General features: G+C 65.5%; 17 protein-coding genes. 8 read left to right on the forward strand and 9 right to left on the reverse strand.

Annotated elements, in window-relative coordinates:
- The first annotated feature begins 10 nt into the window (after positions 1–10).
- The 3 genes from mutS to AKJ09_RS27950 are packed head-to-tail and all read left to right on the forward strand — an operon-like array spanning position 11 to position 4,544.
- A complete protein-coding gene (mutS, locus tag AKJ09_RS27940) occupies positions 11–2,686 on the forward strand; it encodes a DNA mismatch repair protein MutS (protein ID WP_146650912.1) in 2,676 nt (891 codons plus the stop codon).
- Positions 2,683–3,585: a DMT family transporter gene (locus AKJ09_RS27945; RefSeq protein ID WP_146650913.1), complete on the forward strand. Its 903-nt coding sequence runs from the start codon at positions 2,683–2,685 to the stop codon at positions 3,583–3,585. Before mutS ends, AKJ09_RS27945 begins: the two co-directional genes overlap by 4 nt.
- Complete coding sequence (locus AKJ09_RS27950; RefSeq protein WP_169927932.1) at positions 3,582–4,544, forward strand: GGDEF domain-containing protein; 963 nt, start codon at positions 3,582–3,584, stop codon at positions 4,542–4,544. Before AKJ09_RS27945 ends, AKJ09_RS27950 begins: the two co-directional genes overlap by 4 nt.
- Position 4,545: 1 nt before the next feature.
- Here the strand turns inward: AKJ09_RS27950 and AKJ09_RS27955 are convergent, their stop codons facing one another.
- The 3 genes from AKJ09_RS27955 to gcvT form a co-directional block, all read right to left on the reverse strand.
- Entirely contained in the window at positions 4,546–6,054 is a 1,509-nt protein-coding gene (locus AKJ09_RS27955) for a serine/threonine-protein kinase (protein WP_146650915.1), read from the reverse strand.
- 115 nt (positions 6,055–6,169) lie between these two features.
- Complete coding sequence (gcvH, locus tag AKJ09_RS27960; RefSeq protein WP_146650916.1) at positions 6,170–6,568, reverse strand: glycine cleavage system protein GcvH; 399 nt, start codon at positions 6,566–6,568, stop codon at positions 6,170–6,172.
- Positions 6,565–7,677 (reverse strand): glycine cleavage system aminomethyltransferase GcvT, encoded by a 1,113-nt coding sequence (gene gcvT, locus AKJ09_RS27965; protein ID WP_146650917.1) that lies wholly within the window; start codon positions 7,675–7,677, stop codon positions 6,565–6,567. Before gcvT ends, gcvH begins: the two co-directional genes overlap by 4 nt.
- Before the next feature lie 441 nt (positions 7,678–8,118).
- Here gcvT and AKJ09_RS27970 point away from each other — a divergent pair, with 441 nt between their 5' ends.
- From AKJ09_RS27970 to AKJ09_RS27980, 3 genes are all read left to right on the forward strand, one after another.
- The gene (locus AKJ09_RS27970; protein ID WP_146650918.1) at positions 8,119–9,063 is read left to right on the forward strand and encodes a class I SAM-dependent methyltransferase; all 945 of its coding nucleotides are present in this window, start codon (positions 8,119–8,121) and stop codon (positions 9,061–9,063) included.
- Between the two features lie 178 nt (positions 9,064–9,241).
- Positions 9,242–10,585, forward strand: a complete 1,344-nt coding sequence (gene metK / locus AKJ09_RS27975; protein WP_146650919.1) for a methionine adenosyltransferase — start codon at positions 9,242–9,244, stop codon at positions 10,583–10,585.
- 298 nt (positions 10,586–10,883) lie between these two features.
- Positions 10,884–11,936 (forward strand): hypothetical protein, encoded by a 1,053-nt coding sequence (locus AKJ09_RS27980; RefSeq protein ID WP_146650920.1) that lies wholly within the window; start codon positions 10,884–10,886, stop codon positions 11,934–11,936.
- Between the two features lie 121 nt (positions 11,937–12,057).
- Here AKJ09_RS27980 and AKJ09_RS27985 read toward each other — a convergent pair whose 3' ends face one another.
- The 4 genes from AKJ09_RS27985 to AKJ09_RS28000 form a co-directional block, all read right to left on the reverse strand.
- Positions 12,058–12,507, reverse strand: coding sequence for a hypothetical protein (locus tag AKJ09_RS27985; protein WP_146650921.1), 450 nt, complete (start codon positions 12,505–12,507; stop codon positions 12,058–12,060).
- Positions 12,508–12,869: 362 nt separating this feature from the next.
- Positions 12,870–13,979 carry an S-(hydroxymethyl)glutathione dehydrogenase/class III alcohol dehydrogenase gene (locus AKJ09_RS27990; RefSeq protein WP_146650922.1) on the reverse strand — a complete coding sequence of 370 codons (1,110 nt, stop codon included), beginning with the start codon at positions 13,977–13,979 and terminating at the stop codon, positions 12,870–12,872.
- Positions 13,980–14,171: 192 nt separating this feature from the next.
- A complete protein-coding gene (glnA, locus tag AKJ09_RS27995; protein ID WP_146650923.1) occupies positions 14,172–15,587 on the reverse strand; it encodes a type I glutamate--ammonia ligase in 1,416 nt (471 codons plus the stop codon).
- Between the two features lie 46 nt (positions 15,588–15,633).
- On the reverse strand, positions 15,634–15,972 hold the full coding sequence (locus AKJ09_RS28000; protein WP_146650924.1) for a P-II family nitrogen regulator: 339 nt from the start codon (positions 15,970–15,972) through the stop codon (positions 15,634–15,636).
- Between the two features lie 235 nt (positions 15,973–16,207).
- On the opposite strand from AKJ09_RS28000, the gene AKJ09_RS28005 reads away from it, so the two are divergent.
- Positions 16,208–18,733, forward strand: coding sequence for a pyridoxal-phosphate dependent enzyme (locus tag AKJ09_RS28005; RefSeq protein ID WP_146650925.1), 2,526 nt, complete (start codon positions 16,208–16,210; stop codon positions 18,731–18,733).
- Between the two features lie 204 nt (positions 18,734–18,937).
- The gene (locus AKJ09_RS28010; protein ID WP_146650926.1) at positions 18,938–19,837 is read left to right on the forward strand and encodes a fatty acid desaturase family protein; all 900 of its coding nucleotides are present in this window, start codon (positions 18,938–18,940) and stop codon (positions 19,835–19,837) included.
- 62 nt (positions 19,838–19,899) lie between these two features.
- Here the strand turns inward: AKJ09_RS28010 and AKJ09_RS28015 are convergent, their stop codons facing one another.
- Both AKJ09_RS28015 and AKJ09_RS28020 read right to left on the reverse strand, forming a co-directional pair.
- Positions 19,900–20,826 (reverse strand): transposase, encoded by a 927-nt coding sequence (locus AKJ09_RS28015; RefSeq protein ID WP_146650927.1) that lies wholly within the window; start codon positions 20,824–20,826, stop codon positions 19,900–19,902.
- 89 nt (positions 20,827–20,915) lie between these two features.
- Positions 20,916–22,079 carry a hypothetical protein gene (locus AKJ09_RS28020; RefSeq protein ID WP_146650928.1) on the reverse strand — a complete coding sequence of 388 codons (1,164 nt, stop codon included), beginning with the start codon at positions 22,077–22,079 and terminating at the stop codon, positions 20,916–20,918.
- Positions 22,080–22,084: the final 5 nt, after the last annotated feature.

Here is a 22,084-nt window from a genome sequence, read left to right on the forward strand (position 1 = left end):
GGACTCGGCGATGGCGAAAGCGAGCGGCGCCGACACCCCGGTCATGCGGCAGTACCTCGCCGCGAAGGCCGCGCATCCCGACGCGCTGCTGTTCTTCCGGCTGGGTGACTTCTACGAGATCTTCTTCGACGACGCGGTCATCGCGGCGAAGGCGCTCGAGCTCACGCTGACGAGCCGCAACAAGAACGCCGAAGATCCGATTCCGATGGCCGGCGTGCCGCACCACGCCGTCAGCGGATACGTACAGAAGCTGCTCGACCTCGGCCACAAGGTGGCGATCTGCGAGCAGATGGCCGATCCCTCCAAGGTGAAGGGCATCGTCCCGCGCGAGGTCGTGCGTATCGCCACGCCCGCGCTTGCCTTCGACGACTCTGCCATCGAGGCCAAGAAGAACCTCTTCCTCGTCGGACTCGAAGTGGCGTCGACGGGACGCGTGGGCATCGCGGCGCTCGACTTCTCGACCGGTACGCTCGAGGCGTGCGAGGCCGAGGGCATCGAGGCGGCCATCGCCGAGCTCGTGCGGCTCGATCCGCGCGAAGTGCTCGCGCCGGACACCGGTGACTTCGTGGCGACCGTTCGCGCGGCGCTCCCTCGGGCAACCGTTCGCGAAGAGCAGGAGCCTCTGGATCTGGCGCGTTCGCTCTCTGTCCTCGACGCGGTGCTCGGCAAAGGCGAGTCGCGCAAGTCGTGCGCGAGCGACGTGGCGCTCGTGGCGGCGGCGCGTTGCGTGGGGCTCGTTCGCGCGTGCGAGCCGGGGCGACCCCTCCCGATGTCGCGCCTCGTCGAGTACCAGATCGGCGACACGCTGATCCTCGACGACGCTGCCCAGCGCCATCTCGAGCTCGTACGCACGATGGACGGCGAGACGAAGGGCTCGCTTCTCGCCCACATCGACATGACGCGCACGGCCCCGGGCGCGCGTCTCCTTCGCCGACGCCTTCTCGCGCCGCGCACGAACGTCGCGGAGATTCGCCGGCGCCTCGATGGCGTCGAGCTCTTCGTCACGCAGCCTGGCCTTCGAACCGAAGTTCGCACGCGACTCGACAAGGTTGCCGACCTCGAGCGTCTGGCGGTGAAGCTGGCCGTCGAGCGCATCGGTCCGCGCGAGCTGTCGCAGCTGCGTACGTCGCTCGCCGAGCTCCCCGCGCTCGACTCGGCGCTCTCGAAGTGTCCCGATCCCGGAGCGCGCGAGGCCCTGGAAATCCCGGCCAAGGAGCCGTTCGTCGATCGCTGCGAGAAGATGGCGACCCTCCTCGGCAAGGCCCTGGCCGACGAGCTGCCGCTCCGCGCGAGTGACGGCGGTGTGTTCCGTGACGGATGGGACAAGGAGCTCGACGAAGCACGTATGCTGACCAAGGACGGTCAGCGGTTGATCGTCGAGCTCGAGGCGCGCCTACGCGAACAGGCGCAGATCCCGAGTCTCAAGCTCCGCTACACGCGCGTGTTCGGCTGGTACATGGAGGTGACGAAGACGCACCTCTCCAAGGCTCCGAAGGCGTGGCGTCGCAAGCAGACCATCGCCACGGGCGAGCGCTACACGTGTGACGAGCTCGATACGCTCGCCGACAAGCTTGCCCACGCGGAGGAGCGGCTCGAGTCACGCGAGGCGGAGCTGTGGAGCGAGCTCGTGAAGAAGCTTCAGGCGCACATCGAGCGTCTTCGCGCGGTCGCCTCGCGGCTTGCCGTGCTCGACGTGGCGAGCGCGCTTGCCGAAGTCGCCCATCGTGACGACTACACGCGCCCGGAGATCGACGACTCGCTCGAGCTGGTGCTCGAAGATGCGCGCCATCCCGTGGTCGAAAAGCTCGCGGCGGCGGGACGCTTCGTGCCGAACGACGTCACGCTCGACGCCGCCGAAGATGCCCCGGAAGATCGCGCGCGGCTCTGGATCGTGACCGGCCCGAACATGGCGGGCAAGTCGACGTTCATGCGGCAGGTCGCGCTCGCCGTGGTGCTCGCGCAGGCGGGCTCGTTCGTCCCTGCACGTCGCGCGCGCATCGGCATCGTCGATCGCGTGCTCACGCGCGTCGGCGCCAGCGACAACCTCGCGCGAGGCGAGAGCACCTTCATGGTCGAGATGAAGGAGACCGCCAACATCATGCGACGTGCCACGCGCCGTTCGCTCGTCGTGCTCGACGAGATCGGACGCGGCACGAGCACCTACGACGGCCTCTCGATCGCCTGGGCGGTGGCCGAGCACCTGCACGACGTCGCGCGCAGTCGAGCGCTCTTTGCCACGCACTACCACGAGCTCACCGAGCTCGCTCAGAGCTGCCCGCGTGCCGAGAACCACAGCGTCAGCGCGCGTGAGCACGCCGGCAGCATCGTGTTCTTCCACAAGGTGCAGCGCGGGGCGGCGTCGCGTAGCTACGGCGTTGCGTGTGCGCGACTCGCCGGGCTGCCGGAGCCGGTGCTGGCCCGTGCGCGCGCGATGCTCGATGCCCTCGAGAAGGGCGGCACCACGCCGAGCGGTGCCACGCGTCCGTCGCGTGCGAAGGCGCCCGCTCCACAGCTCGATCTCTTCGGTGGCGCTGGGGGAGGGAACGCGGGGCCTGCCCCGAGCCCTGCGCTCGAGATGTTGCGCGCGCTCGATCTCGATCGCATGACGCCGCTCGAGGCGCTCACGACGCTCGCGAAGCTGAAGGGGCTCGCGAACGGCCGCGGGAGCGGCGACGCCAGCTCGTGATCGTCGACGAACGAGCACGAAGAGCTTCCGGCTACGCGCTCGTTGCCATTGCGGCTTCGGGTTGGGGCACGTGGCCACTCATTTTGCGCCACGCCCCCATTCCGGCGGCGCTGCAGTCCGCGATCATGATGGCCGTTCAGGCGCTGACGGGGCTGGTCGTCGTGCTCCTCGGCGATCGCGTTCGCGCGCGCGCTTCGCTCTCGCAATGGGCCGCTGTGCTGTGGCTCGGCGTGAGCGATGCGCTGAACGTGCTCTTGTTCTTCGCGGCGTATCAACGAACCAAGGTCGCCATCGCCGTGCTCACGCACGATCTGACGCCCATCTTCGTGGCGCTCGCCGCGCCGATCTTCTTGCGTGAGAAGGCGCAGGCTCGGACGTTCTTTGCCGTCGCGGTGGCGTTCTTCGGTCTCGTGCTTCTCCTCGAGCCGTGGTGCGCGGGTTTCGGGCGAAGTGATCTGGCGGGGGCCGCACTCGGGGCGGCCAGCGCGCTCTTCTATGCATCGAACGTGCTGGTGAACAAGCGACTCCTGGCGGTTTTTTCGGCCAGTGAGCTGATGTTCTTCCATAGCTTGGTGGCCGCGCCGCTCCTCTTTGCCCTCGTTCCGCCATCCGAGTACGGAAAGGCGACACCAGCGGCACTGGGGGTGGTTCTCGCCGGTGCGGTGGGCCCGGGCGCCATTTGTGGCCTGATGTTCGTGTGGGGGCTGCGCCGTGTACCCGCCAGTCACGCCTCGATCCTGACCCTCATCGAGCCGTTCGTGGCCGTCGTCCTTGCGGCCTTGGTGCTGCAGGAGCGCCTCGGCACCGTCCAGATCGTAGGCGGTCTGCTGATTCTCGCAGGGGCGTTCGTCGTTATCGGCGCGGAGCCCGCCAAGGTTGGAGTACAATCGACGTCGTGAGCGTGCGGGAGTCGCTCATCTCCATCATCCCGGTGGCCCCGGGCGAGATCCTCGTCGTCGACGACGACGAGGCGGTGCGAAAGTCCGTGCTGCGCCACATGACGAATCTCGCCATGGTCACGAGCCAGGCGGAGACAGGCGCGCATGCACTGGAGGTCGCCGCGGAGAAGGCGGACACGCTCGATTGCATCCTGCTCGACCTCACCTTGGCCGACATGGACGGGTGGGAAGTGCTTCGACGGCTTCGGGCCGATCCGGAAGTGGCTCACATCCCGGTCATGGTCGTCTCGGAGAGTCCCCTCTCGGAGAGCGACATCGTCCGCAGCATCGAGGCTGGCGCGGTCGACCATCTCCACAAACCGCTCGCCGGGGCGCTGGTTTGCGCGAAGGTTCGCGCCATCTCGGACCGCTCGCGCAACCAGCGAGAGCTTCGCAACAAGCTGAAATTCGCGCTCGAGAACGCAGCGCACGACGCCCTCACCGGGCTCTTCAACCGCCGCTACTTCGAGCGCCGTCTCCGCGAAGAGGTCGCGCACGCTCGACGCCACAAGCGGCCGTTCTCGCTGCTCTTGATCGATCTCGATCACTTCAAGCTGGTCAACGACACCTACGGTCACGAAGACGGCGACCGCGTGCTGCGTCACGTCGCGGAGATCGTGCAGGAGCACCTGCGTGAAGACGACGTTGCTTGCCGCTATGGCGGCGAGGAGCTCGTGGTTCTCTTGCGCGGAACACCGGGGCCTGCGGCGCGCGTCGTCGCCAACCGCCTGCGGGCAGGACTCGCCGCGAAGCCGCTCGGCCTGGGGCCCAGGAACGAGCCGCGCCACGTGACGTTCAGCGCGGGTGTCGCCTCGGCCGACGAGCGCAATGCGTTCCACGCCGACGACATCGTCGCGCGCGCGGACGCCGCGCTCTATCGCGCGAAGCGTGCCGGTCGTAACCGCGTCGAAGTCGAATAACTCAGAGCTCGACGGAGGCGCCGGTATCGGCAGGCGGAATCGTCCCGCTCGCATCGAGGTACGTGGCGGCTTCGGCCGTACACGGCGTGCCCTCGACGGGCAGTCCGAGATCGACGCCGCGAAGACGGCCGCCGTCGCCGAGACCGAGCACCTCTTCGGCGACGTCCTGGAAGATGCGCCGCTTCTGTTCCGAGTCGAGGTAAACGGTGATCTCGCGCGTGCGCATGCCGCCGAGCATCGCGTGCCAGCGGAGAGCGGCCGTCATGGAGTTGGCCGAGGATTCGAGGCTGACTCGCGCCTGACCGGTTCCGAGTGCAGGCACGGCGACGGTGCAGCAGCCGTGCTCGTCGCAGAGGAGAAGGGCCCGCGAGAAGGCACGGCCGACGCAAGACACTTCGTTCCATGCACTGACGGCATGGAAGACGTGCTTGGTCGCAAGCGAGCCCGGTGACGTCCGAACGCACGAGCCGAGAGGTCGCTCGCCGCCCGCCATCGCTTCGGCCTCGATCGCATCACCTCCACGCGCGCGGAGCGCTTCGCCCACGCCGGTGCGCATCTTCATCTCGAAGTTCGCGCTCGAGACGATGGCGTCGCTCTTGGCCTGCGCGATGTCGCCGACGACGAAGCTGACCTTGATGCGGCCGAGCATGAGCGAGTGCGTATCGACCCGGCTCGCGAGCATTGGCGGGGGGGAGAGGGCGCGCCCGAGCATCGCGAAGTGGTGCACGGGAGCGGAGAGATCCTCCGGACGCTCGTTGAGATCCTTCGCGAGCATCGCGCGCAGGATCTGCTGGAAGTAGGCCTCCGCGGGGCTCGTCGGAGCAGGAAGGCGCGGAGCCTGGCGTGGGTCGATGATCTCGGCGACGCTGTCGAACGGAGCACGCCCGTAGCGGAGATCGCAAGCTGTCGCGCCGGCGCCCCAGACGTCGGTGAAGCGGCCGACGTCGGCGCCGGAGAACTGCTCGGGTGCCATGAACTTCAGCGTTCCGGCTCCGTCATGCGAGTTGTCGGAGCGCGCGACGGCGATGCCGAAGTCTCCGAGTCGAATGCCGGTCTCGGGCGCGCCGAACACGTTCGAGGGCTTGAGGTCGCGATGGATCACGCCCGCTTGATGCGCGGCACGAAGGCCTCGCGAGACCTCGTGCATCACGTGGCAAACGACCCAGAGCGGGAGGCCGACACCGATGGCAGAGCGACGGCGTCGATCGAGCTCGGCGAGATCGAGCCCGTCGACGTACTCCTGCACCAGAAACGGCGAGCCGTCGTTCGCGGTCGTTCCTGCGTCGAGCGCGCGAACGATGTTGGGGCTGGAGACGCGGGCCATGAGGCGCGCCTCGTGGAGGATGTGCGTTGCCGCGGCTTCGCCGTGCGCTTCACGGACCGAGGCCTTCAGGGTCTTGACGATGACGGGAACGTGCAGCGTGCGGTGCTTGGCGAGCCACACGTCGCTCATTCCGCCTTCTCCCAGGAGTCCCCAGACGTCGTAGCCCGGGACGTCGATCCTGTGCATGCGCGGATGGTAGCTCACGGTCTCCAATCGAAGAACGGCCACGAAAAAGCCGCATGTCCTGCCCTCGCGTCGGGGTGGACATGCGGCTTCACGAGCTCTGGTGCTCGAGCGTGGATCAGTGGGCTGAGGCTTTGACGTGCGCGGCGTAGGCCGCCTCGTCCATCAGGGAGGCGAGTGCCGACTCGTCCTTCGCTTCGAGGACGATCATCCAAGCCTTGCCGTAGCAGTCTTCGTTGACGAGCTCGGGCGAGCCGTCGAGGGCCTTGTTGACCTCGAGGATCTTGCCGGAGATCGGCGCGAAGAGATCGCTCAGCGTCTTGACGCTCTCGATCGTGCCGAACGCCTTGCCGGCGGTCAGCTCGTCGCCGACTTTGACGTCGAGGTTGACGAGGGTGATGTCACCGAGCTGCTCGACCGCGAACGCCGTGATGCCGACGGTCACGCGCGTTCCTTCGACCTTCGCCCACTCGTGATCGGTCGTGTACTTGAGCCCCGCGGGGATGTTGTCGCTCATGCGTTCTTCTTCCGGTCGTAGAACGGGGTCTTCACGACCACCGCTTCGATGTGTTTGCCGCGGCAGTCGACGAGGAATTTCGTTCCGACTGTCGTCATGGCGCTCGGCAGATAGCCGAGGCCGATGTTCTTGCCCACCGTGGGTCCCGGGCTTCCGCTGGTGCAGAGGCCGACTTCGTTCCCATCGAGGTCACGCAACGGATAACCGTGGCGGGCGATTCCGCGACCGGTCACCTCGAAGCCGACGAGCTTGCGGGGAAGCGGCGCAGCCTTGACCTTCTCGAGCGCGGTCTTCCCAATGAAGTCCGCCTTGTCGAGCTTGGTGACCCAGCCGAGACCCGCTTCGATCGGGTTGGTGCTCTCGTCGATGTCGTTGCCGTAGAGCGAGAGGCGCGCCTCGAGACGAAGCGTGTCACGCGCGCCGAGGCCGGCGGGCTTGATGCCGAAGGGCTCGCCAAGCGTGAGAAGCTGATCCCAGAGCGCCGGAGCGTCGTTCCAGGCGCAGAAGATCTCGACGCCGTCTTCGCCCGTGTAGCCGGTGCGCGCGACCGTGCAGCGAACGTTCGCGACGACGGCATCGCGGAAGTGGAACGTCTTCAGGCTCTTGAGCTCCGCGGCGTCACCACCGGCGGCGGCGAGGACGTCGAAGGCCTTGGGGCCCTGGAGCGCGATGAGCGCGGTATCGTCGGTGCGGTCTTCGAACTCGCAGTGATCCTGCGCGGCCTTCTTGAAGTGCGCGGCGATCTTGTCGTGGTTCGCGGCGTTGCAGACGATAAGCCAGCGATCCTGCGCGGCGCGGTAGACGATGAGGTCGTCGAGGATCGTGCCCTGCTCGTTGCATGCGCAGGTGTAGAGCGCCTGACCGTCGACGAGCTTCGAAGCGTCGTTCGTGATCAGGTAGTTCACGACCTGGCCGGCGTGCTCGCCGCGGAGCTCGAGCTCGCCCATGTGCGAGACGTCGAAGAGGCCGCAAGCCGTGCGCACGGCCTGGTGTTCGGCGGCGATGCCCGAGTATTGCACGGGCAACTCGAAGCCCGTGAACGGCACCATGCGTCCGCCCAACTTCACGTGGCGATCGTAGAGAGAAGTCCTTCGAAGCTGCTCGGTCATTGCGCGCGGAGCGTAGTCGACTGGCCGTGCTGTGTCAGCTGCGGAAGCTTGCCGAGGCGCGCAGAAAATGGAGGTAGGCGGAAGCGCTACCGCGTGGTTTTTCGTGTTACGGCGGGGCTTGGTCGACCTCGACCCGCCGGGCCATGCGCGACGGGCCACCTACGCCGGCGCTCCAGGCGGCGAAGGCGCTCTCCGGGCCCGCGTCATCGGCGCAAGGGAGGTCGTTGGTTGTTGCAGAGCGCACGGATTGGCAGGCCTGCTTCCCACGACGAAAAAGGTCAACCGCAAACCGCGTCACGCTTCGCCATGCACCGACGCCCGACTTCGTTCGGTCGCAAGTCGCCGACATGCGGCGCGGGGCCCGCGCTTCTCACCCGACCTCGCTCCCTCGGGCTGCTCGTGCTGGTCGGCAGCACGCTCGCTCGGGTACACTTTGCGACCATGGGTACACCCTGGGACCGCGCCGCGGAGCGTTACCTCGAAGAGTGGGTGCCGCGCTTCACGCCGTACCACCTCGATCTCGTGCGGGAGCTCGCGCTTTCGCCCGGTCAACGCGTCTTGGTCACCTCCGCAGGACCCGGCTCCGAAGTGCTCGCCGTCGCGCGCGCGCTGGGAGACAGGGGCGTGGTCCGCGCGACGGACGCGAGCGTGGAAATGGTTCGTGTTTGCGAAGCCCAGGTCGCGAAGGCGGACCTGAAATCCGTCACCGTGGAACGAGCCGATGCAGGCGACGTCGGTGACGGCGCTTGGAACGCCATCCTTTGTGCGTTCGGGCTCTGGCAGTTCGATGATCGCGTTGCGCTCATCAAGAAGTGGACGCCTGCGCTCTCTGCGCACGGCAAGGTCGGTGTCCTCACGTGGGGACCGCCCGACGAGGGCGATCCATTCGAGCTGATGGCGGTGGCCCTCAAGGAGCTCGAGCCCGAGGTCGCCCAGAAGCGCACGCGCATCGAAGGAGATCGCGAGTCGATGCAGCGCATGTTCGAGGATGCGGGGCTGTCGCTCGTTCGGCACACCATTTTGCGGCACACGGTAACCTTCTCTTCGGCCGAGGCTTTCGTCGCGGCGCTCACGGAGGGCTGCACGTGGCGACGCATTTCGGAGGAGCTCGGCGCCGAACGCTTGGGTCGTGTCGCGGTTCGCTTCTACGATCAGGTCGGGGGGCCTACCGCACCGCTTTCGTTCGATCCTGCGGCGACCCTCGCGATTGCGGCCCGGCCCGGCTCGGACGTCGAGCTTGCCGTACGGCCGAGCGTCAAAGCTCCTCCTCTCAGCGGCCCGCAGCTGCCGGAAATCCGTGACGAACACGGCGACTGGGTGAAGCGCATTGAGCGCGTCGAACCGTGGGACGAGCCCCCCGCGGACGCGCCTCGCAAGAAGAGCTGAGGGGGGGCGACCCAGCACCCGTGCTGGGCCCCCAGCTGCAGTATTCCAGCCTCCTGAATGGCCGTGGCGAGGACGATCGGACGGCGGCTCGAGCGCTTCCCGCGCCGTCCGATAGCCCTTTGCGTCCATGGCAGGTCGCGCTATGCCTCTGCCTCGAATCTTCTTTCAGGAGTGGCGAATGGCACGTTACCAGTTCACGTCGGAATCGGTCACTGAGGGACATCCCGACAAGCTTTGTGATGCGGTCTCCGACGCGATCCTCGACGCCATCCTGACCCAGGATTCGCGCGCACGTGTTGCGTGCGAGTCGCTGGCGAAGACGGGCATGGTCGTCGTCGCCGGTGAGATCACCACCACCGCGACGGTCGACGTCCCCACCATCGTCCGCAAGACGGTGCTCGACATCGGCTACAACGATTCGTCGATCGGCTTCGACGGCAACACGTGCGCCGTTCTCACGGCCGTCGAGAAGCAGAGCCCGGACATCTCGCAGGGTGTCACCGAGGGCGAGGGCATGCACAAGGAGCAGGGGGCCGGCGACCAGGGCCTCGTGTTCGGCTATGCCACCGACGAGACGCCGAACCTCATGCCGGCGCCCATCGACTACGCGCACCAGCTCGCGCGTCAGCTCGCGGCCATCCGCAAGAGCAAGAAGGTCGACTTCCTCCGCCCCGACGGCAAGACCCAGGTCACGCTCGAGTACGAGAACGAGATCCCGGTCCGCGTCGACGCGATCGTCGTCTCGACGCAGCACAACGAGAGCGTGAAGTACAAGGCGCTCCGTGAGGCGATCCTCGACCTCGTCATCGACAAGGTCATCCCGAAGAAGCTCATCGACAAGAACACGAAGTTCCACGTCAACCCGACGGGTCGCTTCGTCGTCGGTGGTCCGCAGGGCGATTGCGGTCTTACGGGCCGCAAGATCATCGTCGACACCTACGGCGGCATGGGCCGTCACGGCGGCGGCGCGTTCAGCGGCAAGGACCCGTCGAAGGTCGACCGCTCGGCTTGCTACTACGGGCGCTTCATCGCGAAGAACGTCGTCGCGGCCGGTCTCGCCAAGCGCTGCGAAGTCCAGATCGCCTACGCGATCGGCGTCGCACGCCCCGTCGGCGTCCACGTCAACACGTTCGGCACGGGCAAGGTCGCGGACGAGAAGCTCGAGAAGTACATCCTCGAGCACTTCGACATGCGCCCCAAGGCCCTCATCGACGAGCTCGGCCTCCTCGCGCCGGTCTACCGTCCCACGGCCGCCTACGGTCACTTCGGCCGCAGCGACTTCGCGTGGGAGAAGACGACCCGCGCCGCGCAGCTCGCCGCCGATCTCCTCGGCACGAAGGTGAAGGGCACGAAGGTCGAGGCGAAGACCAACGGCCACGCGAACGGAAACGGCGTCAACGGCCACACCAACGGCGTGAACGGTCACGCCAAGAAGGCGGCGAAGGCTGCTGCCAAGGCCGACGCCAAGAAGCCGGGCAAGAAGCCGGGCAAGAAGGACAAGCGCGGCCTCGCCGAGGCCTGATCCCTCTTCTCACTTTACAGTGACGCGCGCCGCTTCCGGTTCGTCCGGGGCGGCGCGTTGCGTTTGTCCATGGCCCTTACTTGGCAGGATGGCCGTGACAGTCACGCTGGATGGAAACGCGTGTAAGGCGCATGGAGTGCCGGAACCAGGCTGTGATCGAGCTGTGACAGGACGGTGAGCTCGATTTGTCTCAACGGCATCGCGCGTTTCGTACCGACCGGCTGGGCTGAGGACTGGATGCTACAACGCCTCCGCTCGCGACGTGCAGGATGCACGTGTTTCGGGGCTGGAGGTAGACGTGAACGTGCACACAACGCTGGGCCGAACATCGAATCTGCGTGCGCGTCTTCGTGCGCGTCTCCTCGGTAGCATCGGCTTTTGTGCGGTCGTGGCGGCTGTCGCGTGTGGATCATCGACAGCGCGCAACGGTTTCGATCATGACAGCACGGACCCGACGACGGGGGATGGCAGCAACAACGGTCCTGCCGGCTCGCTCGGTACGAACGGTGCGGATGCGGCCACGGCCGAGCCCTCCAACGAGTGTCAGAAGATGGACCTCGTGTTCATCGTCGACGACTCGGGCTCGATGCAGGAGGAGCAGTCGAACCTCGCGGCGAACTTCCCGAAATTCGTGAAGGTCCTCAACGACTACCAGACCAAGAGCGGGTCGAAGCTCGATTGGCGCGTGGCGGTGACCACCACGGGGCGCGACGTCGACTACAACATCAGCCCGCCGATTCCGTTCCCCATCCCGCTTCCGCCGCAGTCGGAGAAGGGAGACAACGGGGCGTTCCGTCAGAAGAAGGATTGCGGCTCGGTCCGTCGCTGGGTCGAACGAAACGATTCGAACGCGGATCAGACGTTCTCGTGTCTCGCCGAAGTCGGCACGAGCGGTCCGAGCATCGAGATGCCTCTCGAGTCGCTCAAGCTTGCGCTGAACGATCGCGTCGCCGACGGAACGAATGCCGGCTTCCTGCGCCCCGACGCGCTGCTCGCCGTGGTCATCCTCACGGACGAAGACGATTGCTCGCGCCAAGACAACAACTTTACGATTGCGGACGACGTCTGCATCACCATGCAAGGCGTGAAACCCGTGGCCGAGTACAAGGCGATGCTCGACGGGGTCGCCGGAGGGGCGAACCGCTGGGCCACCGCCGTCATCGCCGGCGACAAGGCCTGCACGTCGGGCTTCGGCAAGGCGATCGACGCTCAGCGCCTCAAGCAGTTCGTCAACCTGGTTGGCAAGAACGGGATGTTCAGCTCGATCTGCAACGGCGATCTCACGACCAGCCTGCAAGACGCGCTCAGCACCTTCGACGCCGCCTGCAAGAGCTTCCCCGGCGTGAAGTGAAGCGTCCGCGCGCCGCTTTCGGCGCGTGATCGAAGCAACGGAAGAGCGCTCTCGTCGTTCTCGTTCGCGGTCGAACCCCGACGACCCTACGAGAACGCTCCCGTGGCCTGCCGGCTGCCACTCAGCGCGGCTTGCGCGCTTGCGAGCGCGTGGTGCGACGAGTCGAGGTGCGCCGGCTCGTGCTCGCCTTCCGGCGCGCGCTGCTGCGACGCGGCGAGGTTCGGCTGGTCGTGACCCGCTTTGCTGCAGCGCTGCCCGCGCGACGCGTCTTCCGGCGTGCCGCAGTGCGCGTGCGGCTCGACATCGTTCCAGTGCTCGCGCCAGTCCGCGAACGAGCGCTCGACTTGCGCGCGCGTGTCGTCCGACCTTTCGCGACCTTCGCTTTCGTGCGCTTCGAGCTGCTCTTCTTCGCCGGCGCGAGTGACACGCTCACGCGACGGCTCTTCGATGCACGCGGCTTGCTGCCGAACAGCGAATCCATTTCTTCGACCATGCGGGATCCCGAGCGCGTCGTCTTCGACTTGCCGCTCTTCGCTCGCGTCCCCCTCGTCATCGTCCTCTTCTTCGGCATGTTTCCCTCACTCTCCGGCGAGAGCCACGTGCAAAGAGGGAGCCACGAGAGAACGAAGACGCGCGTGCTCGTTTCACGCGGCGATCACGCGGCGATCACGCGGACATCATGGACACGATACGTCGCTCGATCGTGTCGCAAGCGCGCAGATCACTCGCGCGTGGTCGCATCATGCCACGCGGTTCGGTCGCGCGACGCGCGTCTTAACCCCAGAGGTCGCCTGACTCGAACCGCCTCACTCGCCCCGTTCCTCGCAGGCTGCGTTGCGACTCCTCGAAATACGGCGAGTATTCCTCGTCGTCGCGCCTTGCCTGCGCGAAACGTTGCTTCGCGATCCGGCTCAACTCACGCGACCTCTGGGGTTAGTAGACGACAACGGTGCGGATCGATTGGCCGGCCCGCATCAAGTCGAAGCCTTCGTTGATACGGTCGAGCGGAAGCGTGTGGGTGATGAGCGGGTCGATCTCGATCTTCCCGTTCATGTACCAATCCACGATTTTCGGCGTGTCCGTGCGCCCTCGCGCGCCGCCGAACGCCGAGCCTTTCCACACCCGTCCGGTCACGAGCTGGAAGGGGCGCGTCTTGATCTCCTGACCCGCGCCAGCGACGCCGATGATGATGCTCTCACCCCAACCGCGGTGACAGCACTCCAGCGCCTGTCTCATGAGGTCCACACTGCCCACGCATTCGAACGAGTAGTCGGCTCCGCCGTTCGTGAGGTCGACCAGATGACTCACGAGATCGCCTTTCACGGTCTTCGGATTCACGAAGTGAGTCATTCCGAACTGCTTCGCGAGCGCTTCGCGCTGCGGGTTGATGTCGACGCCCACGATCATGTCTGCACCGGCGATGCGTGCACCTTGCACCACGTTGAGGCCGATTCCACCGAGGCCGAACACGACCACGTTCGAACCGGGGTCGACCTTCGCCGTGTTCACCACTGCGCCGACGCCCGTCGTCACGCCGCAGCCGACGTAGCAGACCTTGTCGAACGGCGCGTCGGGACGGATCTTCGCGAGTGCGATCTCCGGAAGCACCGTGTAGTTCGAGAAGGTCGAGCAGCCCATGTAGTGATGGAGCTTCGTCTTGCCGATGGAGAAGCGGCTCGTTCCATCGGGCATCACGCCCTTGCCCTGTGTGGCTCGGATCTTCGTGCACAGATTCGTCTTGCGGCTCAGGCACGATTTGCACTGCCGACACTCGGGCGTGTAGAGCGGGATCACGTGGTCGCCTTTGGCGAGTGAGGTGACGCCAGGACCGAGATCGACGACCACGCCTGCGCCTTCGTGCCCGAAGATCACCGGGAAGAGTCCCTCGGGATCGGCACCGGAGAGCGTGAACTCGTCGGTGTGGCAGATCCCCGTGGCCTTCAGCTCGACGAGAACCTCGCCGGCCTTCGGGCCTTCGAGTTCGACGGTTTCGACGACGAGCGGCTTCTTCGCTTCGTAGGCGACGGCGGCGCGGACCTGCATGCGCCGCAACCTAACCAGCATCCTCGCGCTGCCGACTGCGGATGTTTGGAGTGCGCGTGCTGCGTGCACGGGCCGCGTCGTCCTCAGGCGTCGCATCGAGCCATCGAATCTTGGTGTGAGCGGGGGCCGGAAATGACGAAGGGCGCGAAGCTCGAGGCCTCGCGCCCTTGGTCGTGTCGTCGATCGCTTCGATCAGATGTCGAAGTAGAGGAAGAACTCGTGCGGCGTGGGACGCATGCGGATCGGGTTCAGTTCCTTCGTGCGCTTGTAGTCGAGCCACTCGTGGATGGCGTCCTTGGTGAAGACGTCGCCACGGAGGAGGAACTCGTGATCGCGCTCGAGGTGGTCGAGTGCCTCTTCGAGGCTGCCCGGCATGTGCGGGACGTTCTTCAGCTCCTCGGGGCTGAGGGCGTAGATGTCCTTGTCGAGCGGATCACCCGGGTCGATCTTGTTCTGGATGCCGTCGAGGCCGGCGAGCAGCATCGCGCTGAAGGCGAGGTACGGGTTGCAGCTCGGGTCGGGGAAGCGGATCTCGACGCGGCGCGTCTTCGGCGAGGGGCCCGTGATCGGGATGCGGACCGAGGCCGAGCGGTTGCGGCTCGAGTACGCAAGGTTGACCGGCGCCTCGAAGCCCGGGACGAGACGGCGGTAGCTGTTCGTCGTGGGGTTGGTGAACGCCGCGAGCGACTTCGCGTGCTTGATGATGCCGCCGATGTAGTGGAGCGCCATCTGCGAGAGCCCTGCATAGCCGTCGCCGGCGAAGAGGGGCTTGCCCTCCTTCCAGAGCGACTGGTGCACGTGCATGCCCGAGCCGTTGTCGCCGAAGAGCGGTTTCGGCATGAACGTGACGGTCTTGCCGTGCTTGCGCGCGATGTTCTTGACGACGTACTTGAACCACATCAGCTGATCGCCGCAGGGGAGCATGCGATGGAACTTGATGCCGATCTCGCACTGGCCGCCGGTGGCGACCTCGTGGTGGCCGACTTCGACCTCGACGCCCGAGGCCTCGAGCGCCAGCATCATCTCCATGCGGAGGTTGGCGAGGGTGTCGGTCGGGGGGACGGGGAAGTAGCCTTCCTTGTGGCGCGTCTTGTAGCCGAGGTTCGGGTACTCCTCGCGGCCTGAGTTCCAGGCGCCTTCCGCGCTGTCGAGGTAGTAGTAGCCCTCGTTCGGCTTCGAGTGGTCGAAGCGGACGTCGTCGAAGATGAAGAACTCCGCCTCGGGGCCCATGTACGACGTGTCGGCGATGCCCGTCTGGCGAAGGTAGGCTTCCGCCTTCTTCGCGATGTGGCGCGGGTCACGCGAGTAGGGCTGCTTGGTGATCGGGTCGTAGACCGAGCAGACGAGCGAGAGCGTCGGATGAGCGAAGAAGGGATCGAGCTTCGCCGTCTCCGGGTCCGGGATCATCGTCATGTCCGACGCGTTGATCGGCTGCCATCCGCGCACCGACGAACCGTCGAACTGGATCCCGTCTTCGAACAGCGATTCGTCCAGGCGGTGAGCGGGCAGCGTGGTGTGCTGCCAGACACCCGGGAAATCGATGAACTTGAGATCGACGAATTTGACGTCGTTCTTCTTGGCGAACTCGATGACTTCCTTCGGCTTCATGGGATTCCCCTGCTGGGTTTTGTGTGGGGCGGAGCGTGCAGCCCCGTCAGATAGCGTCTTTGCCTCGTTCGCCTGTGCGGATGCGAACGGCTTCCTCGATTGGGCTCACGAAGATCTTTCCGTCGCCGATGCGACCGGTCTTCGCGGACTTCTCGATGGCGTCGAGAACGTCGTGCACGAGCTCGTCGGGCACCACGATCTCGATCTTCACCTTCGGGACGAAGTCGACCACGTAGGCCGACCCGCGATAGACCTCTTTCTTGCCGCCGGTGCGACCGAAACCTTTGACCTCGGTGACGGTCATTCCCTGCACGCCGACTTCGGCGAGGGCGTCCTTCACCTCGTCGAGCTTGAACGGCTTGATGATGGCCTCGATCTTCTTCATGGCTAGCTCGACTGGTGCTTCGGTATCTTCGTTACGTCGCGTGCGGGCGCGCTTGGGGCGTGGGATCGGGATGAGCTTGGCGTCTGGAGGTCAGCGATGAGACTCCACCCGCTCGAGACTGCCAAGGTGTTTTGTCCCTCCTCCGGTTTCGGAAATGTTTCGCCGGGAGACTCCTTTTCGACATCGATGAAGATCGGGCACGATTCGGGACTCGCGTGCCGCGCCGGGGAATTTCATGACGCGCCTCGCCATAGGTAGGTATCCGACGCCCGTCGAGCGATTGCCTATTTTTCCAGGCGATCGTGCGTCCGTCTTCGTCAAGCGCGATGACGCAACCAGCGACGTCTACGGCGGCAACAAGGTGCGAAAGCTCGAGCTTCTGCTCGGGGCGGCGCGTGATCTCGGTCGCCGGCGACTCGTCACCGTCGGTGCGGCGGGAAGCCATCAAGTCGTGGCCACGGCGCTCTACGGAGAGCAGTTCGGTTTCGAGGTCGAGGCCGTGCTCGTCGGCCAGCCACCTTCGCGTCACGCGGAGAACAACTTGCGCGTGGCGCTCGCGCACGGACTCGTGGGGATTGCTGCGCCGGCGTGGGCTGCCGCGCCGCCCATGGTGCTCGCGCGACTCGGCAAGGACTCCTTCTTCGTGCCGCTCGGAGGTTCGAACGCGCTCGGCTCGCTGGGATTCGTGGAGGCTGCGCGCGAAGTCGCCGCACAAGTGGATGCCGGGCTCTTGCCCGAGCCCGAGCTGTGCGTCGTGGCGCTCGGCTCGGGCGGGACGACCGCCGGGCTCGCCGTGGGGTTCGAACAGATGGGGATGCGCACGCGCGTCGTCGGCGTTGCCGTTTCGCATCCCGTGCTCGCACTGTCGGTGGTCGCGCGCGGGCTTGCGTTTCGGACCGCGCGCCTCGCGGGCATGTCGAGCGCTGCAGCATCGCGCGCAGCACTCCGCATCGACGTCGACGAGCGGTGGGTGGGGCGGGGGTATGGATACCCGACGGCTGCGGGAAGCGAGGCGATGGAGATCGCTTCGCGCGCCGGCCTCGTGCTCGACCCGACGTACACGGCGAAGGCGTTCGCGAGCGCGCTCGATCTCGCGCGCTCACGTCGTGCGAGCACCATTCTCTACTGGCACACGCTCTCCTCCGCACCGCTGCCGCAACTCGAGGGGCACTTCCGCGTCGTCTCGCGCGACTGTTTCGCTGACTCGCTCGAGCGCGTATCGGTCGTATCAGTTGCTGGCGCGTGGCCGCGCGGGGCGTGCAGCGGGGAGCTCCCCGGCCGACGCGATGGACGCGAGGCGCGGTTGTTCGAGGCGGGCGAAGTCGTCGTAGGGAATGTCGATGACGTCGGTCTGCGTGAACACGCGGAAGCAGATGACGCCGTACTCGGCGATCTTTTCGTCGAGGATGAGCGGCACGCCGATCATCTGGCCGAGTGGGGGAATCGGGCCCTGGGCGCGTGCGAACTCGTCGGGGAGATCCTCGACGCTCCCTTCGGTCGCGAAGCCGCCGAGCTCGGAGCCGACGGCGGCGAGATCGATCTGCTCGCCGGTTGGATAGCAGGTGAGCGCGAGCCTGCCGTCGATCTGGACGAGCTGCGTGTCGACGAGGATGGCGTTCGGCGGAAGTGGGAGGGCGACTTTGGGTTCGGCTTCCTCGCTCGGGTAACTGGCGAGACGGAATGGAACCAATGCACCGTGCAGGTAGCGAACGACGATGTCGAGCATGGTGGCCCTCTCTTTCGACTCCTTGGTTTCTCGGGCGCTGCAAGCCATCGGCCACGCGTTTCTCGAGCCTTCGGCGGCACTTGGTTTGCTCCTTCCTCGTGCTCCGGGTGGGCGGAAGGGAAGGCAGTCATGAAGGCCATCGAGCTCCACGGATACGGTGACGTCGACCAGCTCGTTTACGAGGATGCGGAGACGCCCGTCCCCGGGCCGGGTGAGGTGCTCGTCAAGACATCGGCCGTGGGCATCAACCCTGTCGACTGGAAGATCCGTCGCGGGTACATGGCTCGGGTCGTGCCGCTCGAGCTGCCGACCATTCTCGGTCGGGACCTTGCCGGCGTGGTTTGGTCGAATGGGCCCGGCGCATCCCTGTTCTCTCCCGGCGATCGTGTGATGGCCTTTGCGAGCCATGCCTATGCGGAGTTCGTGGTCGTGAAGGAGTCCGTGCTGAGCCGTATCCCGGCTGGGCTGAGCGATGAACAAGCGGCCGCCCTTCCTCTCGTCCTTCTCACCGGAGCCCAGCTGATCGAACGAGGCATCGCGCCCCAACGCGGCCAGACGATCCTGATCACCGGTGCGGTCGGCAGCGTCGGGAGGACGGCTGTGTTCGTCGCCAAGGGCTTGGGGGCTCGCGTCATCGCCGGGGTTCGTGCTTCCCAGAAGGACGAGGCTTTGGCACTCGGGGTCGATGGCGTGCTCGCCCTCGATCGCGACGACGAGGTGGCCGCGCTTCCGGAGGTCGACGCCATCGCGGATACGGTCGGGGGCGCGGTCATCGCCAAGCTCCTCCCCAAGATCAAGCGAGGAGGGGCTGTCGCTTCCGTGCTTGGCGCCCCGACGGTCGGTGACCGCTCCGACCTTCGCGTGAAAGCGATTGTCAGCCACCCCGACCCCACCCAGCTCGACCGTTTGGCGCGCGAAGTCGCCGCCTCCCGGCTCCTCATGCCGGTCAGCCGCACGCTCAAGTTCTCCGACGTCCGCGAAGCCCATCGCGTCGCCGAAAAGGGCGGCCACGGCAAAGTCGTCATGGTCCCCTAAAGGCCCATTCACCTGCGAAAATAGGGACTTAGCCCGACCGGGGTTCCTTGAATCCCCACCTGATCGGAGCGCCCGACGCGCGCTCTCCAGCAGCTCATCCGGAGCGCGCGAGTCAGCGAAGGCGAAACGCTCTGACGTCGCAGGGCATCGGATCGCGCAAGCCACGCTTTTGTTGCTCCCGTCCTCGAGGGGGGTGGAGGCAATGTGCTCCGATACTCCTCGGATCGGCGAACGATCGCTTTCATCGCCGGGCACTTGGTGCTCGTTGGCGCTGCATGGACGTTCTGGGACTCGCTTCCCACGCTCTTGCGCGTGCTGGCATGCGCGTTGTTGTGCGCGTCCGCGTTCATCAATGCGGTGATTGCGCACAACGTGATGCACTGCCCGATGTGGCGATCGCGGACGCTGAATCGCATCACGCAGGTCGTTCTCTCCGTCACGTACGGATTTCCGGTGAGCGAATACGTTCCCGGTCACAACCTGAGCCATCACGGCCATACGCAGACGCCACGCGACATGATGAGGACGACGAAGCTTCGCTATCGTCCAAATCTGCTCAATCTGGTCTTCTTCTTCCTTCGGATTGGACCGGGCGTCACTCTGATGAATGCTCGCTTCCTCCGCATGATGGAGAAGAAGAACCCGAAATGGGTTCGTCAGCTTCGTTTGGAGATCGTCGTGACGTGGGGACTAAAGCTCCTCATGCTCGTGATTGCCTGGAAGAAGGCGCTCTTCCTCGGATTCGTCCCGAGCCTCTACGCGGTTTGGGGCATCACGACCGTCAACTACTTGCAGCATGATGGCTGCGACGAAACGCATCCGTACAACCATTCACGCAACTTCGTCGGACGCGTCTTCAATTGGCTCACGTTCAACAATGGATTCCACGGAATCCATCATCATAAGCCCGGCCTGCACTGGAGCCTCTTGCCTGCAGCGCACGCGACGAAGCTCGCGCCGTACATCGACCCGCGCCTCGACCAGCGATCGCTCATGCTGTACTTGCTGCGCACGTTCGTCTTCACGACCGAGCGCCTCCGCTACGATGGCGTCCCAGTGGTCCTAGGTCCAGCCGATGCGCCCGTCGACGAATCTTGGTTCTAACGATTCGCCGATTGACGTCCAAGCTCGCTCGCGCGGTGCGCAATTGCCGGCCGGCGACGACGTTAGCTGAATGCTCGTTTCCCGGATTCGAGAATTGGTGCGATGGCGCATCGCGCGCCGAGTAGGCGCATTCGGTATGTGCCTAACGGAAATTCCACATTTCGCTTCCCGTGGATGAAGCGACGCAGGGCTTCGGTGTACGCCTCCAGGAATCCTCGCAAGATGTCCAGCGCGGCTACGCGGCGTTCGGGATTCTGAGCGGCGACCGTCGGTTTGAGTCGGTTCTTCGGCTCTTCCGTTTTCGGCCTGCTCGTGGGGTTCGTACGTAGGACGGCCTTGCGCCCGACGACGCGACGCTTCTCCCTCGTGCGGCGCGTTCGCTCTTGCTTTTCGCCCTTGCGGACCCCATCGAAGACCTTCTCCTTCCACTCCTCTTGGGAGAGGTGTTCGTAGCCCGGGAGCCGCTCCGCTCGAAGCGTGACGGTCGGGGGCATCGGTCCATTCTTGCGAAAGTAGCCGTATGGTCGCTCGATGATGCGCTCTCGTCCGTAGAGGTTTTGCGCAAGCGAGCTCGCTCCTGGCCAGTGGGCGACCTCCTCGACCAGGTCTGCCGCAACGGGATTCAGTAACGTGTAGAGGAGCTTGTCGAACATATCCTCGGGGTCGACGAGCCAGACGTGGTTCGGCTGCTCGGTGGACCACAGGTTCTCGGTCCATCCGCGATACGGATTGATGACCTTCGAGAACATCTTGTGCATGTGGCCCGTGAAACGAGGTAGCTGTCCCTCGTTGTCACGGAGCAAAACGTGCTGATGATTGCTCATCGTCGTCCAGCCGAAGAGCGATATATCGAATCGCTGAGCCGCCTCGGCCAAAGTGTACTCGTAGGTTTGGACGACGAACTCGTCGGGGGCGAGCAGATGGTGTCTTCTCGTGCAGCGTCGGGTGACCATGTAGACCCGTCCGGGAACCACTTGGCGCGGCTTCATGGCCACCCTGTCGTCCAGCCACCGTCTCCCGTTGCCTTGGCGGGGAAAGAAGGAACCCCGGTCCTTCTAAGTTTGCGGAAGGTGGTGGGTTACTGGAAGCAGGCGGCGGTGACGCGGCCGTTGACGGTGGTTGTCTTGCAGCCGGTATAACCGAGAGACTTGCAGTCGAGGGTTTTGGCTTCGGTGAGGGCGCAGAAGCCGATGGTGCCGGTGGCGACGTCGCAGGTCTCGTTGTCCGTTTCGTGACACGGCGGATTCACGGCGCCGCACGCGAGGGAGCCCTGGATGCGGTCGGGGCCATCGGTCAGCGCGGTGACGCAGCCCTGGCCCGAAGGTGACTGCGCGGCACAATCGCGACGCGCGAGCTTGCCCATGGTGCAAGTTTCGAGGACCGTGCCGTCGCAGCGTTGCGTGAGACCCGTGCAATCGGCGCCATCGGCGAGACAAGCCTTGTTGCCGTCGGTGCCGGCACCACACACGGTCGTGGCGAGAGTCTTCTTGCCAGCCGGCTTCACATAGATCACGTCATTGTTGGCGGCGCAGTCGATCTCGCGCGTCACGCCGTACGCCGCGCACGACGTGAGGACGTTGCCGGCGCAGCTGTTGATCGTGGTGTTGTAGGGCTCGCAAGCCGTCTTGCCACAACCTGCCTGGAAGTTGGCTTCGCCGCAGATCTCGCCAGTGGCGGCGCAGTCCGTGGCCATGATGGGCGCGAACGTGTTGGCGTCACAGAGGACGTGCACGTTGCCATCGCAATGATTGCCGCCTTCGGCAGTCTGGCAGAACGTCGTGTAGTCGGTCGTCGGCTTGTCGCACGCTCGCACGGCGGTGCAGGTGGTCGCCGCCAGCTTGCAGCGAAGATTCTCGAGCTGCGCGAGCTCGAGTCCGAACAACGAACTCGCAAACGGCTTCGCGGTGATGAGGCTGTAACAGCCGTTCATGCCGATGAGCGGTGACGTGGCCGTCGCGCACGCGTCGATACGAGCACACGCGGCCACGTACGGATCGACGGAGCCCGAGTCGCCGTTCGCGTCCGGGTCGCTTACGTCATTCTTGACGTCCGGGACCGACGAATCGGTAGGCGCGCTCGAGTCGACCTCATTGCCCGGCTTGGTTCCGGTTTCGGCATTGGTGTTTCCCGAATCGGGAATGTCGGACGAGCCGGTGTCGTCGCTGCTCGAGCAAGCGGGAGCCCATAGCAGCGTCGTCATCGTCAGAATGCCAGGTACCACCCAAACGGCATGTTTATTCATTGGAT

Source organism: Labilithrix luteola (assembly GCF_001263205.1).
GTDB classification, from domain to species: domain Bacteria; phylum Myxococcota_A; class Polyangia; order Polyangiales; family Polyangiaceae; genus Labilithrix; species Labilithrix luteola.